Source organism: Microbacterium sp. JAI119 (genome assembly GCF_013410135.1).
In the GTDB taxonomy this organism is placed as follows: Bacteria; Actinomycetota; Actinomycetes; order Actinomycetales; family Microbacteriaceae; genus Microbacterium; species Microbacterium oxydans.
Genome location: NZ_JACCCK010000006.1, coordinates 110,721 through 123,238 on the forward strand (window position 1 = coordinate 110,721; position 12,518 = coordinate 123,238).

Consider the following 12,518-nt stretch of genomic DNA (forward strand, 5'->3'; position numbering starts at 1 on the left):
AGGGGGTTGGGCGTGACAGATCCGTCGGCACCCTCGACGACCGAGGTCGGACCCTCGACCACCACCGCCCGGGCGGCCGACCGCGCCGCCGCCCTTCTCCGGTCCAACCGCCACCGTCGCCGCGTCCGCCGCTGGGTGGCGATCGGGACGATTCCGCTCACACTCGCCGCGCTTCTCTTCGTGGGCAAGCTGCTGAGCATGTACGCCTTCGCGCACCAGGCCATCACCGCCTACGTCGTCGACGACTTCGCCGGCGCTGAGGCCTCCGCGCGTGGACAGGACTTCCTCAACTGGTTCGAGCCGTACAAGGCGCCCTTCAACATCGGCACGGCACTCGGTGCGGCCGAGCAACTCCCCGAAGCCCGTGTCCAGCTCGAAGAGGCGCTCGACCTCGCGACCGGCCTCGAAGTGTGCGCGGTGCGGATCAACCTCGCGCTGATCATCGAACGCATGGGCGATGCGGCCCGTGCGGACGGCGACGGCACGGGCGCAGCGGCGCTCTACGGCGAGGCGCTCGGAATCACCGTCGACACCCCGGAGGAATGCCGCAGCGACGAGGCACAGCAGCAGTCCCCCGACCCGCAGCGCGACATGTCCGACTCCCTCGACGGCACGGCGGACCGGCTGAAGCAGAAGCAGCAGGAGGAGCAGCAGCCCCAACCGCAGCCACAGACCGGCGAGAAGGAGCAGCCCTCCGAGGACAAGCTGAAGGGCCTCCAGGACAAGCTCGAGCAGGGCACGCAGGAGCGTGACCAGCAGCAGGGCGACGACCCCGGTGGCTCGGGGACGGAGAAGCCGTGGTGAGCGACCACGAGAGGCAGCGCGCTCGCTACCTCTCGGGCACCGAGGGCGCTCCCCCCGTTCCTCCGCCCGGGGGGTATCGCGGGGCGCGTCGTGAGGCCTGGGGATCGACGCCCGCCCCGCCCGTGGCGGTTTCCATGCCTGCGGAGGAGTCGAAACAGCCCGCGAACGCCCTCGGCTGGATCGCCCTCACCGCATCCATCCTCTTCGCGCTCATCCTGCTCGGCACCTTCGTCGCCGGCGGCACCGACCTCCTCTACGGGGTCACGATGCTCGCACTGCAGCTCGTGGTCGCCGGCGTGATCATCGCGGCGCTTTTCTCCGTGCGCGGACGGAAGCTCGGGGCGATCGGCCTGGTCATCGCGATCCTGTTCAACGTCGCGACGGTCGGCGGCATGAGCGCACTGCAGACCTCGGCCTCGGGCAACTACGAGGGCACGAAGACGGCCGCCCAGAGGCACGCGGAAGCCTATCCCGGGATCAAGGGCACCGATCCGCAGAAGGCGTTGTCTCAGCAGTCGCTCGACGAGGTGCGTGCGCAGACTGAGACGCTGTTCGCCGACATCCGGGCGCGACTCACCGACGAGTTCGGCTTCACCTGGACGCAGGTGGGCGATGAAGACCTGCGCCCGGAGCGCAACGGCTACGGCGGGGAGTCGATGCTGGTCGAGTTCACCTCCGCCGCCTGGGCGACCAACGAGCCTGTCCAGGGCTACGACCGAAAGCGCGCCGTGATGGCCGTGATCAGTGAGGTGGTCGTCGACCACGGGCTGTGGGACCTGTACTCGTTCAATGATCCCGCGGTGTCGGGCATCGACCCCGCGATGATCGCGAAGCTGTACGGCAGCGACGACCCGCGCACGCAGACCACGTGGGAGTACTACACCGAGAACTTCCCCGACCCTCTCCGCTTCTACGCCACGATCAATGACCTCTCGAACGATTCGAACGGCGGCTTCCGCACGGCACGGGAGGCGCAGAACGCGCGCACCGGCGAGCCGCTGGAAGGGCTGCAGCTGACGGCGATCGCGAGCGGGGTGCTCAGCGAGGCGGATCGTGCCGAGTTCCAGGAGAAGCTGAAGGACTACCCCGGCTTCGAGTGAAGCGCTCGACGGCCGTTCAGGAGCCGAGGGTCAAGAGCATCCGCGCCACCACGTACCTGGCGTGGCCGCGGGACGTGCGCGGGTCATACCCGAGCGCATCGACGAGCACGCTCAGGCGTTCCTGCACGCTGGAGTGGTGCCGCCCGAGCCGCGCGGCTGCGGCGCGCACGCTCCGTTCCTCGCTGACGGCGTCGAGAAGCTCCCGACTGCGCTCATCGAGTGCCGCGAGTGCCGCCGCATCAGGGTGGAGGGGCCCCCGCCCCGCAGCCTCGGCGACGAGCAGCAGACCACCGAGGTCGGCGGCATCGACCACCGGCTCCTCCGGGCTGGTCAGTCGCACGGCCACGAGCGCCGACGCCCACGACGCGGGAAGACCCTCCGCCGGGCCGACGATGCCGAGCCCCAACCGCAGGTCGACACGGTGCGGCCAGGCATCGACGGGCTGCATCTCGGCGTCGAGGATCGTCGCTCGCGTCAGGCCGTGCCGGGTGGCGACGACAGCCGAGGGATGCACCGGCAGCGGAGCGGGGTCGGGAGGAGAGGCGACGAGCCGCAGGGAGTCCGCAGCGATGCGGAGTCGAGGCAGTGCCGCTGCCCTCTCCTCCGCACCGGCATAGGAGCTGATGGCGAGTTCGACCGCGCTCTCGGGGCCGACCGATCGGCGCGCCCTGATGATCCCGAGGGCGAGACTGAGCCGTTCCAGGATCATCGCGTCGTTCGTGTGCGCATCGCCTTCGCGCTCGATCCAGGCGACCGCATCCGGTCCGCTCTCCCGTACCGGCCAGGAGTGAGACGGCTCGACGGGATCGATGCGCACCCCGTCGGCCCGCACGCGCATGATCTGTCTGCCGTCACGCTGTCCGACGGTCGCGCCGCTCAGCACCGCCGCACCTCGCAGCATGCTCTCGACTCCCACGGAGCGGGCGACGAGGGCGTCGAAGTAGGTGACGACCTTGAGCGTCTCGCTCGCATCCGGGTCGAGGGCGGTGAGACGCCCCAGCAGATCTTGCATGTCGGGCTCCATCGCACGGGGATTCCACCCTATGGGGTGGGAGTTCCCTCTTCCGGTCGACGCGGGCTCAGGATAGCAGCCGGTTCACCCAGTCGTCGCGGGCGGCGAGCATGGCCTGCGCGACTGCCGTGTGCGGAGCGAACATGTCGAAGCCGTGGAACCCCCCTGCCCAGACGTGCAGTTCCGCCTGCACCCCGGCCTCCCAGAGCTTCGTGGCGTAGGCGACGTCCTCGTCGCGGAACACCTCCGCGCTGCCGCAGTCGATGAAGGCGGGCGGCAGCCCGCTCAGGTCGGTCGCGCGCGCCGGGGCGGCGTACACGGAGACGTCGTCCGTCCCGACGCGGTCGCCCAGGAGCGCGGTCCACCCCGTCACGTTCGAGCCGCGGTCCCAGACGCCGATCCCGTCGATCTGGTGCGTCGACACGGACTCGTCTCGGTCGTCGAGCATCGGGTAGATGAGCAGCTGGCCGATCAGTTCGGGGCCCTTCCGATCGCGGGCGAGCAGGGCGGTGCCCGCGGCCAGCCCACCCCCGGCACTGCCGCCGCCGATCAACAGCCGGGAGAGGTCGATGCCGAGCTCCTCGGCGTGCTCCGCGGTCCACAGCAGGCCCGCGTAGCAGTCCTCCACCGGGTACGGATCCGGGAACTCGGGGGCGAGCCGATACTCGACGGTGACGATCACGCCGTTGAAGCGCTCCGCCCAGTCGAGGAAGCCGGCCACGCCGAGCCAGCGGTTGCCGATGATCATGCCGCCGCCGTGCGTGTGGAAGAACCCGGGGCCGGTGCCGGTCCTGCCCTCCTTCTCGATCACGGAGACGACGATCTCATCGCCACCATGACCCGCGATCGAGACGTCCCGTCGGGTGAAGCCGCGGTCGGCGAGCACCGCGAAGATCTCGTCCTCCCCGCTCACCGGCGACTGGCGCAGCAGCGGGATCATCTCTGCCGTCAGGGTCGGCGGCAGCTGGTCGGCGACGAGGGCGAGAGCGGCCTCGAGCTCGGGATCGAACGGCGGTCGCGCCAGGGTCGTGTCAGTCATCAGAACTCCTTTGTCCTCGGCCGCCATCGCAGCGGCTTCCCGCCAGCCTCGTGCACACCGCACCCGAGGGTAACCCGCCAGCCGAGGCCGATCCTGCGCCGTGCGTCCGCCGAGTGGCGGGTTCTCCTGCGCCGAGGGTGAGGACTCCCTTGAAGGGCATCGACGCCCTGGCTAGCCTGGCGCCACAGGGAAGGAGTGCACGCATGATTCGAGTACTCGACGAACAGCAGGCCTATGAGCTGCTGACCACGACCACGATCGGGAGGATCGGCTTCGTCCACGAGGAGCGGGTGCAGATCTATCCGGTGAACTTCGCGCTGTCAGGGCGCGATCTGGTGCTGCGCACATCGCCCGAGGGCGTCCTCGCCGATCTCACGCGAGAAGCCGCCACGCCGGCCGCGTTCGAGGTGGACTACCACGACCCGCTCGGCAGCACGGCATGGAGCGTGCTGGTGCACGGCACACTGTCTCGGGTGGCGGACGACGACGTCGCCGGCGTCGCCGCGCGCGTCAATCCGTGGGCGGGAGAGGATCGCGATCTCCCCCTCGCCCTCCAGATCGAGAGCATCGCCGGACGCAGCGTGCGCCGCGAATCCACGCGGGGGAAGATCTGAGCCGACCGCTGTGACGTCCTCCTGCTGAACGCGTGATCAGGAAGCGAGCGCCAGCCCCGCGGCGAGCGCGAAGCCCAGCACGGTCGCGAGTCCCGTGGATTCCTTGGCCTTGGACTGCGCCTCGGGGACCATCGAGTCGACCAGCATCACCAGCAGCGCCCCGGCTGCGAAACCGCTCGCCGCCGAGCGGAAGTCGTCGCCCGTGATGCTCGCGAGGCCGAACCCCGCGACGGTCGCGAGCGCGCAGACCACGGCCACGCCCGCCCACAGCAGCAGCACCCGCGACTTCGCCATGCCGCCTTCGAGCAGGTCGGCAGCCGAGCCGATCGACTCCGGCAGGTTCGAGACCAGGATGGCGACCACGAGCGCGATGCTGACCGGCTCACCGGATGCGAGTCCGATGCCGAGCACGAGCTGCTCCGGGATGCCGTCGAGCAGGGCGCCCACCGCGAGCTGTCCTCCGCCGGCCTGCTCCTTGGTCTTCGCCGCTCGGGCATCGAGGATGCGGTCGGCGATGTAGTAGCTGATCGCTCCCGCCGCGACACCCACCACGAGAGGGATGGGACCGGCGAGGTCGAGCCCTTCCTCCCACAGCTCGAAGGCGATCGATGCCATGAGAGCGCCGGCGCCGAAGCCCAGCACGATGCCGAGCCACTTCGGCGGCCACGTACGCAGCAGTGCGAGCACTGCACCGACGAACAGCGGTGCTGCTGCCACCGCGCCCCACAGGATTGCTGCGCCCATGTCCGACCTCCGTGCGCCTACTCTCCCACTTCATCGCGCCTCCGCCGGCCCAGCCTCGGCGAAAACGGAGACGTGTCGCGCGTACCGCGGCGAGCCGCACCATGACACACCGTGTCGCGGGCGATGCTCCTCCGTTTTCGCATGGCGCGCGCACCGCCCATGCATAGGATGACGGGAACGGGAGCGAGGCGGAGATGCACGACAGACCGACCGAGGTGCTGCGCGTTCCGGCGTTCGCCCTCTTCTGGTCGTCGTCGACGCTCGGCGCGTTCACCGGCTCCGTGACCGCCGTCGCCTTCCAGGTCCTGATCGTCACGACACTGGGGGCCTCTGCGTTCGAGATCGGTCTGCTCAACGCCGCGAACGTCGTGCCGTACCTGCTGTTCGGGCTCATCGTCGGCGCCCTGATGGACCGCTGGCGGCGCAAGCCCGCCATGGTCATCGCGAGCATCGGCCGCGCGCTCACGCTGGGTCTCGTGCCGGTGCTGTGGTTTACGGGGACTCTGTCCGTGTGGTCGTTCGGCGCCCTGCTCCTGCTCTACGGCGCGCTCACGCTCATCGCCGATTCCGCTGCGCAGCCGATGCTGCCCCGCCTCGTCCGCCGCGATCAGCTGTTGGCGGCGAACGCGAGACTCGGTCAAGCAGGCACCGTCGCCCAGACGACGGGGCAGGCCTTCGGCGGCGCACTCGTCGGCTGGCTGGGGGCACCGTTCGCCATCCTGATCGATGCCGTCGCGTACGTCGTCAACGCCGTTCTCCTGAGCCGCATCCGTGTCGAGGAGGTGAAAGCGTCACGCCGCACCGACGGCCGGCACCTAGGGCACGACATCATGGAAGGCCTGCGCTGGACCTACTCCCACCGAACGCTTGCGCCCATGGCCGTGTCGGTGAACGTCTGGTTCCTGGGCAACAGCATCGCGCTGACGGCATTCGCGCCGTACGCGCTGCGAGAGCTCGGCGTCGGCGCACTGCTGTTCGGCGTCGTGCTCGCGATGGGTGGGCTCGGCGGCCTGATCGGGGCACTCCTCGCCCCCACGGCGGGTCGCCGGTTCGGAGTCGGCGGCGCGGTCCTCGCGGGGCGCCTGCTCTCGGCACTCGCGTGGACGACGGTTCTCGTCATCCCGCACGCCGAGAACACGACGCTCCTCGTCGTCGCCATCCCCCTGGGCGTGGGGCAATTCCTGTTCGGCCTCGGGATGGGGGTGGAGGATCCGAACGAGATGGGATACCGCCAGGCGGTCGCCCCCGACCAGATGCAGGGACGGCTGAACGCATCGATTCGCACCGTGAACCGCGTCACCTTCCTCGTCGGGGCCCTGATCGCCGGCGGTCTGGCGACGGCGTACGGCTATCGCGTGACGATCGCGGTCAGCGTGGTCGTCTTCCTCGTGGCGGCGATGATCGTCCTGTTCTCGCCGCTGCGCACCGCACGCCACGAGGATTCCGCTCAGTCGGGGTAGCTTCGTCGCAGCTCACCGGGCCGTGCCCGGCGAAAACGGAGACGTGTCCGGCGTGCCTCGGCGTGCCTCACCACGACACACCGTGCCGCAGCCGGTGCTCCTCCGTTTTCGCCGGAGGCCACACCAGACGAAGCCACACCAAACGAGACCAGACGAGCCAGCTGAGGCGAGACGGGGCGACACGCCGCCGCGGATAGACTGGGAGCCATGTCCAAGGTCCTCCAGTCACTGCCCGTCGGCGAGCGCGTCGGCATCGCCTTCTCCGGAGGACTCGACACCTCCGTCGCCGTCGCGTGGATGCGCGAGAAGGGCGCCGTGCCCTTCACCTACACCGGCGACCTCGGTCAGTACGACGAGGACGACATCGCCTCGATCCCGGGCCGCGCGCTGGAGTACGGCGCCGAGGCGTCGCGCCTGATCGACTGCAAGACCGCCCTGGTCGAAGAGGGCTTCGTCGCCCTCTCCTGCGGCGCGTTCCACATCCGCTCCGGCGGCAAGACCTACTTCAACACGACGCCCCTCGGACGCGCGGTCACCGGCACGATGCTGGTGCGCGCCATGAAGGAGGACGGCGTCGACATCTGGGGCGACGGCTCCACCTACAAGGGCAACGACATCGAGCGGTTCTACCGCTACGGCCTGCTCGCCAACCCGCGCCTGCGCATCTACAAGCCGTGGCTCGACGCCGACTTCGTCACCGAGCTCGGCGGCCGCAAGGAGATGAGCGACTGGCTCGTCGCCCGCGACTTCCCGTACCGCGACTCCGCCGAGAAGGCATACTCGACCGACGCGAACATCTGGGGCGCGACGCACGAGGCGAAGACGCTCGAGCACCTCGATGTCTCGCTCGAGACCGTCGACCCGATCATGGGCGTGAAGTTCTGGGACCCCTCGGTCGCGATCGAGACCGAAGACGTCACCGTCACGTTCGAGGCGGGACGCCCGGTCGCGATCAACGGCGTGGAATACTCCGACCCGGTCGCCCTGGTCATGGAGGCGAACACGATCGGCGGACGCCACGGCCTCGGCATGAGCGACCAGATCGAGAACCGCATCATCGAGGCGAAGTCGCGCGGCATCTACGAGGCACCCGCCATGTCGCTGCTGTTCATCGCCTACGAGCGCCTGGTCAACGGCATCCTCAACGAAGACACCCTCGCCACCTACCACGAGCAGGGTCGACGCCTCGGTCGCCTCATGTACGAGGGACGCTGGCTCGAGCCGCAGTCGCTCATGCTGCGCGAGTCGATCCAGCGCTGGGTCGGCCTCACCATCTCCGGAACCGTCACGATCCGCCTCCGCCGCGGCGACGACTGGACCATCCTCGACACCGTCTCCCCGAACCTCTCGTATGGCCCCGAGAAGCTGTCGATGGAGCGTGTCGGCGATGCCGCCTTCGGGCCGGTCGACCGCATCGGCCAGCTGACCATGCGCAACCTCGACATCGCCGACTCGCGTGCACGCCTCGAGCAGTACGCGGGACTCGGCCTCGTCGGAGGTGCGACCGGCGAACTGGTCGGCCGCGTGACCGCCGGGGAGTCCAGCGAGATCACCGAGTCCGTCCAGGGCTCGATCTCCGAAGCCGACGAGACGTTGGCCGACGCCGTCGACTCGGCCTCCGAGGGCGCAGCCTTCGACTCCGGCACCGACTGACACGACGACGGATCCACCGATGCGCCGGCACCCTCGGAGTGCCGGCGCATCGTGCTGTCAGAGGTGCGGCTCGGGATCAGCGCGCTCGCGCCGCGGTGCGGTCGACGACACCCGGCAGCACATCGTCGAAGAGGATCACCAGGGCGGCCCGGACCTGCACCGCATCACGACGGACGATCGCCTCGCGGATCTCGCGCGTGGACCTCTCGTTCGCCGCCCAGTCGAACGACCCCGCAGAGCGCTGCGTGAAGCGCCGGATCTGCGGCCCGAGCAGTTCGATCACGGACTCCCGCAGGGCATTCCCCTCGAGACGGGCGAAGCCGATGGCGATGGTGCGCAACGCGACTCCGTAGGCCAGGACATCGCGCGCTCGTCCCGCGGCGGACATATCGTCGGTCAGCTCCACGAGATAGGCGACGTCATCCTCCTGGACGTGCGGCATCGCATGGCGCACCGAGCCGATCCAGCTGTCGCCGAAGAGGGCGATGGCATCGCGGATGTGGTCGAGATCGAGCGGCGCCACGCGGGTGGCGCCGTTGCGGTGCATCTCGACGAGCCCTTGTTCCGCCAGGCGCGCCAGAGCATGTCTGACGGGCGTGGCGGAGGCCCCCAGGCTCTCCGCCAGCTCCGCGTCGCGAAGGCGCTCCCCCGGCCGCAGCTCACCGTCGACGATCGCATCCCGCAACCGGCGATAGACATCATCGCTCTTCGTTCGGCGTTCCCGCACGACATCGATGCCTGCCAAAGCACACTCCCCCTCGACCACAGCGGTCCCCCACCACTTGAAAGCGGTCGACACTCGCGTACCGGACGCTCACTCGTCCGAGACCGGTGCCATCCCCCGTACGCGCTCACGCGCAACGCGTAACATAACACGCTTGGCTCCGTGACGGCTGCGCGGAAGCGGCACCTGAGGACGCTCTCCGAATGTGAAGAATAATCTTGCACAGCTATGTGCATGATCCGTAGCATGAGGTCATGACCACTCGTGCACCTCGTCGCGACGCCGTCGAGAACCGCGCCGGCATCCTCTCCGCCGCGCGCTCGACCCTGGCCGTCCAACCGCACGCCTCCATCGACGTCATCGCTCGTCGTGCCGGGCTCTCGCGTCGCACCCTCTACGGACACTTCGAGGACCGTGACGCCCTCATCCGGGAGCTCATCTCCAGCGGCACTCAGCGGTTCAACGCCATCGCCACCTCGATCGACGACATCGACGCCCGTCTCGCCCTCGCCCGCCTCGCCGCTCTGCTCTGGCACGAGGCCGCGCACGTGCAGGTGGCCGCGGCTCTCGCTCTCGATGAAGCGCACGTCGAGCACACGGCCGCCGCGCTGGCCCCGTTGCGCCGCACGGTGTCGGCACTCGTGCGACGCGGTCAGGACGACGGCAGCTTCCGCACGGACCTCGCCGCCCCCACCCTCGCGCGCCTCATCGAGGAGATGGCCCGCACCGTGATCTCGCGCACGGACGCGACCAGCACGGGTGCGGCTGACGTCGCCGTGCGGACCGTGTTGAGCATCGCCGGCCTCTCCTGGCGCGAAGCTGACGAGCTGCTCGCCTCGCACCCCGACATCGCCGTGGCCGCCGCTCCCACAGACTCCCCCATCGATCCGGAGGACCGCGCATGAAGATCTCGCTGCGCGATGTGAGCAAGGGCCGCAACGGCCAGGCGCTGCCCCCCCATGTCGCTCGAGTTCCACACCGGAGCAGTGCGTTTCGCGATCGCCGAGACCGAACAGCGACCGACCGTGCTCGGCTTGATCGCGAGCGGCCGCATGCGTCCGGAATCCGGGCGCGTGAGCATCGACGACGCGGTCGACGCGAAGTCCCTGCGTCGACGCGTGGCCCTGGTCGACGCTCCGGATGTCAGCGACCCTCATCCCGACGTCGCCCTGGTCGGCGTCGTCGAGGAGGAGCTCATGTTCGCGGGCCTCGGCGCCACCCCGCTCCACGCCCGGCGCTGGCTCGCTCGTCTGGGGTACAGCGAGCTCGCCGCCGCCCCCATCGGCACCGTCGATCCGGCGGCACGCGTGCGCATCCTGTGCGAGCTGGCCGTGCTCCGCTCCGGCGTCGAGGGCATCGTGCTCGTGTCGCCCGACCGTCACGGCGGCAGCCCCGATGGATGGTGGCGCATCGCCACGGAGTTCGCCGACCGCGGTTACGCGATGCTCGTGATCGTCGGCGGATCCGCTGCCGTGGCCCTGGAGCGGATGCACGAGTTCGACGCGATCAATGCCTCCGGACCGGTCGAGCCGCTCGTGTGGGACGAACCGGCGGACGATGCCGTCCCCGACATCGCGGACACCCCCGCAGACGAGAACGGAGGCACGCGATGAAGGTTCCCGCCATGATCGCCGCCGAGCTCCGACGACTGACAGCGAGCAGGATGGGCATCATCGCCCTGGTCGCGCTGATCTGCGTGCCGATCCTCTACGGCGGTCTGTACCTCTGGGCGAACCAGGACCCGTACGCCAAGTTCCCCGAGGTTCCCGTCGCCCTCGTGGTGGACGACGAGGGCGCGCCCGCACCCACGACCGGCACGGAACCCGCGACGGGCGAGACCGTCAACTACGGCGAAGACGTGGCGGAGAACCTGATCAAGGGCAACGCGTTCGACTGGCAGCTGATGTCGGCGGACGAAGCCTCGGAAGCACTGCGCCACGGCACGGTCGACTTCACGGTGACGATTCCCAGCGACTTCTCCTCGGCCCTCACCTCGGCGGCGGGAACCGACCCGCACCAGGCGCGCATCGATCTCGAGACCAATGACGCGAACAACTACCTCGCATCGTCGATGGGCACGCAGGCGGTCGAGAAGATCCGCAGCTCGGTCGCCGAGATGGTGGGCAGCCAGGCCGCAGAGCGCCTGCTCACGGGCCTGAGCGACGTGCGTGACAAGCTCATCACGGCGACGGACGGCGCCACCAGGCTCGCCGACGGCGCCGGCACGGCGGCGACCGGGAGCATAACTCTGGCGGAGGGCACCGCGAAGCTGGCCGACGGCACGGCGCAACTCGCGACCGGGGCGCAGAGCCTCGCGAGCGGAGCCCAGCAGGTGAGCGCGGGCAACCGACAGCTCGCCGACGTCGCCGACCGCGCGGGGTCAGCGGTGCAACAGGCCGCGAACGCCTTGCCGCAGGTGCGCTCCGACATCGCGAACGCGCTGGCGCAGCAGGGCCTCACCCCCGAAGAGATCGACCAGGTGCTCGCCCGGCTCGATCCGCTGGGCGCGCGTCTGCAGGAGGGGAACACGCAGGTGCAGGCCGCGGTCGGCAAGGTCGATCAGCTCGCTGCCGGCGCCGCATCCCTCGCCGCGGGTGCGAACGAGCTCGCCTCCGGCGCCGGCACGGTCGCCACCGGCGCCTCCGCGGCGAACGACGGCGCGACGCAGCTGCGTGACGGACTGGCGACGCTGGCCTCCGGTACGGCCGAACTGCGCGACGGGCTCGCCCAGGGGGTGGACGCGATCCCCGCCTCGACACCCGACCTGCGTGCCCGTCAGGCCGACACGATCGCCGATCCCGTGAAGGTGTCGAGCGACAAGGTCGCCTCCGCGGAGGACTACGGCGCCGGGCTCGCCCCGTTCTTCGCCGCACTGTCGGCGTGGATCGGCATCTACGCGCTCTTCCTGATCGTCAAGCCGATCTCACGGCGGGCCATCACGGCCCTCCATTCCCCCGTCCGCATCACGCTCGCCGGCTGGCTCACCCCTGCGATGCTCGGCGCGGTGCAGATGCTCGGGCTCATGGGAATCCTCGCCGTCACGCTCGGCTTCACGTTCGACCACCCGCTCGGAACCCTCGGTGTGATGATCTTCGCGTCGGCCACCTTCACGGCGATCATCCTCGCGTTGAACGTGTGGCTCGGCTCGGTCGGACAGTTCCTCGGGCTGGTGCTCATGGTGCTGCAGCTCGTCACGGCCGGTGGGACCTTCCCCTGGCAGACGCTGCCGGCACCACTCGCCGCCCTTCATCATGTGCTGCCGCTGGGATACGTGGCTCTTCGGACATCCGGTGGGGGTCATGGGGTGAGTCCGCCGGCGGCGAGGAGCATGCGGAGCCGGTAGTTGTGCCGGTTGCGGTAGCCGCGGG

At 69.7% G+C, this 12,518-nt stretch carries 12 protein-coding genes; 8 read left to right on the forward strand and 4 right to left on the reverse strand.

Features of this window, described 5'->3' with window-relative positions; all coding sequences use genetic code 11:
- Window positions 1-12 precede the first annotated feature (12 nt).
- A complete protein-coding gene (locus tag HDC31_RS18820) occupies window positions 13-804 on the forward strand; it encodes a hypothetical protein (RefSeq protein ID WP_058630889.1) in 792 nt (263 codons plus the stop codon).
- The gene (locus tag HDC31_RS18825) at window positions 801-1,904 is read left to right on the forward strand and encodes a hypothetical protein (protein WP_257022343.1); all 1,104 of its coding nucleotides are present in this window, start codon (window positions 801-803) and stop codon (window positions 1,902-1,904) included. The genes HDC31_RS18820 and HDC31_RS18825 overlap by 4 nt, the downstream gene beginning before the upstream one ends.
- 16 nt (window positions 1,905-1,920) lie before the next feature.
- Here HDC31_RS18825 and HDC31_RS18830 read toward each other — a convergent pair whose 3' ends face one another.
- Together HDC31_RS18830 and HDC31_RS18835 are read right to left on the reverse strand one after the other, a co-directional pair.
- Window positions 1,921-2,916: a hypothetical protein gene (locus tag HDC31_RS18830; RefSeq protein ID WP_227751223.1), complete on the reverse strand. Its 996-nt coding sequence runs from the start codon at window positions 2,914-2,916 to the stop codon at window positions 1,921-1,923.
- A gap of 67 nt (window positions 2,917-2,983) precedes the next feature.
- Complete coding sequence (locus HDC31_RS18835; protein ID WP_046748190.1) at window positions 2,984-3,955, reverse strand: alpha/beta hydrolase; 972 nt, start codon at window positions 3,953-3,955, stop codon at window positions 2,984-2,986.
- A gap of 203 nt (window positions 3,956-4,158) precedes the next feature.
- On the opposite strand from HDC31_RS18835, the gene HDC31_RS18840 reads away from it, so the two are divergent.
- On the forward strand, window positions 4,159-4,569 hold the full coding sequence (locus HDC31_RS18840) for a pyridoxamine 5'-phosphate oxidase family protein (RefSeq protein ID WP_046748050.1): 411 nt from the start codon (window positions 4,159-4,161) through the stop codon (window positions 4,567-4,569).
- 36 nt (window positions 4,570-4,605) lie between these two features.
- On the opposite strand, the gene HDC31_RS18845 is transcribed toward HDC31_RS18840, so the two are convergent.
- Entirely contained in the window at window positions 4,606-5,313 is a 708-nt protein-coding gene (locus HDC31_RS18845; RefSeq protein WP_046748049.1) for a ZIP family metal transporter, read from the reverse strand.
- Window positions 5,314-5,507: 194 nt separating this feature from the next.
- Here HDC31_RS18845 and HDC31_RS18850 point away from each other — a divergent pair, with 194 nt between their 5' ends.
- Window positions 5,508-6,773, forward strand: a complete 1,266-nt coding sequence (locus HDC31_RS18850; protein ID WP_113680345.1) for an MFS transporter — start codon at window positions 5,508-5,510, stop codon at window positions 6,771-6,773.
- Window positions 6,774-6,980: 207 nt separating this feature from the next.
- Complete coding sequence (gene argG / locus HDC31_RS18855) at window positions 6,981-8,426, forward strand: argininosuccinate synthase (protein WP_113680344.1); 1,446 nt, start codon at window positions 6,981-6,983, stop codon at window positions 8,424-8,426.
- A 76-nt stretch (window positions 8,427-8,502) separates the two neighbouring features.
- Here the strand turns inward: argG and HDC31_RS18860 are convergent, their stop codons facing one another.
- Window positions 8,503-9,171, reverse strand: a complete 669-nt coding sequence (locus HDC31_RS18860) for a GntR family transcriptional regulator (RefSeq protein ID WP_113680357.1) — start codon at window positions 9,169-9,171, stop codon at window positions 8,503-8,505.
- Window positions 9,172-9,404: 233 nt separating this feature from the next.
- On the opposite strand from HDC31_RS18860, the gene HDC31_RS18865 reads away from it, so the two are divergent.
- From HDC31_RS18865 to HDC31_RS18875, 3 genes are read left to right on the forward strand one after another with little or no spacing between them, the layout of a single operon-like run.
- A complete protein-coding gene (locus HDC31_RS18865; protein ID WP_113680343.1) occupies window positions 9,405-10,055 on the forward strand; it encodes a TetR/AcrR family transcriptional regulator in 651 nt (216 codons plus the stop codon).
- Between the two features lie 54 nt (window positions 10,056-10,109).
- Entirely contained in the window at window positions 10,110-10,763 is a 654-nt protein-coding gene (locus tag HDC31_RS18870; RefSeq protein WP_179516412.1) for a hypothetical protein, read from the forward strand.
- Window positions 10,760-12,493 (forward strand): YhgE/Pip domain-containing protein, encoded by a 1,734-nt coding sequence (locus HDC31_RS18875; RefSeq protein WP_179516413.1) that lies wholly within the window; start codon window positions 10,760-10,762, stop codon window positions 12,491-12,493. Before HDC31_RS18870 ends, HDC31_RS18875 begins: the two co-directional genes overlap by 4 nt.
- Window positions 12,494-12,518: the final 25 nt, after the last annotated feature.

Bases quoted from the DNA above. Each gene is read 5' to 3' on its own strand.
- HDC31_RS18830 (WP_227751223.1), bottom strand. From the start codon at position 2,916: ATGCAAGATCTGCTGGGGCGTCTCACCGCCCTCGACCCGGATGCGAGC.
- HDC31_RS18835 (WP_046748190.1), bottom strand. From the start codon at position 3,955: ATGACTGACACGACCCTGGCGCGACCGCCGTTCGATCCCGAGCTCGAG.
- HDC31_RS18840 (WP_046748050.1), top strand. From the start codon at position 4,159: ATGATTCGAGTACTCGACGAACAGCAGGCCTATGAGCTGCTGACCACG.
- HDC31_RS18845 (WP_046748049.1), bottom strand. From the start codon at position 5,313: ATGGGCGCAGCAATCCTGTGGGGCGCGGTGGCAGCAGCACCGCTGTTC.
- HDC31_RS18850 (WP_113680345.1), top strand. From the start codon at position 5,508: ATGCACGACAGACCGACCGAGGTGCTGCGCGTTCCGGCGTTCGCCCTC.
- argG (WP_113680344.1), top strand. From the start codon at position 6,981: ATGTCCAAGGTCCTCCAGTCACTGCCCGTCGGCGAGCGCGTCGGCATC.
- HDC31_RS18865 (WP_113680343.1), top strand. From the start codon at position 9,405: ATGACCACTCGTGCACCTCGTCGCGACGCCGTCGAGAACCGCGCCGGC.
- HDC31_RS18870 (WP_179516412.1), top strand. From the start codon at position 10,110: ATGTCGCTCGAGTTCCACACCGGAGCAGTGCGTTTCGCGATCGCCGAG.
- HDC31_RS18875 (WP_179516413.1), top strand. From the start codon at position 10,760: ATGAAGGTTCCCGCCATGATCGCCGCCGAGCTCCGACGACTGACAGCG.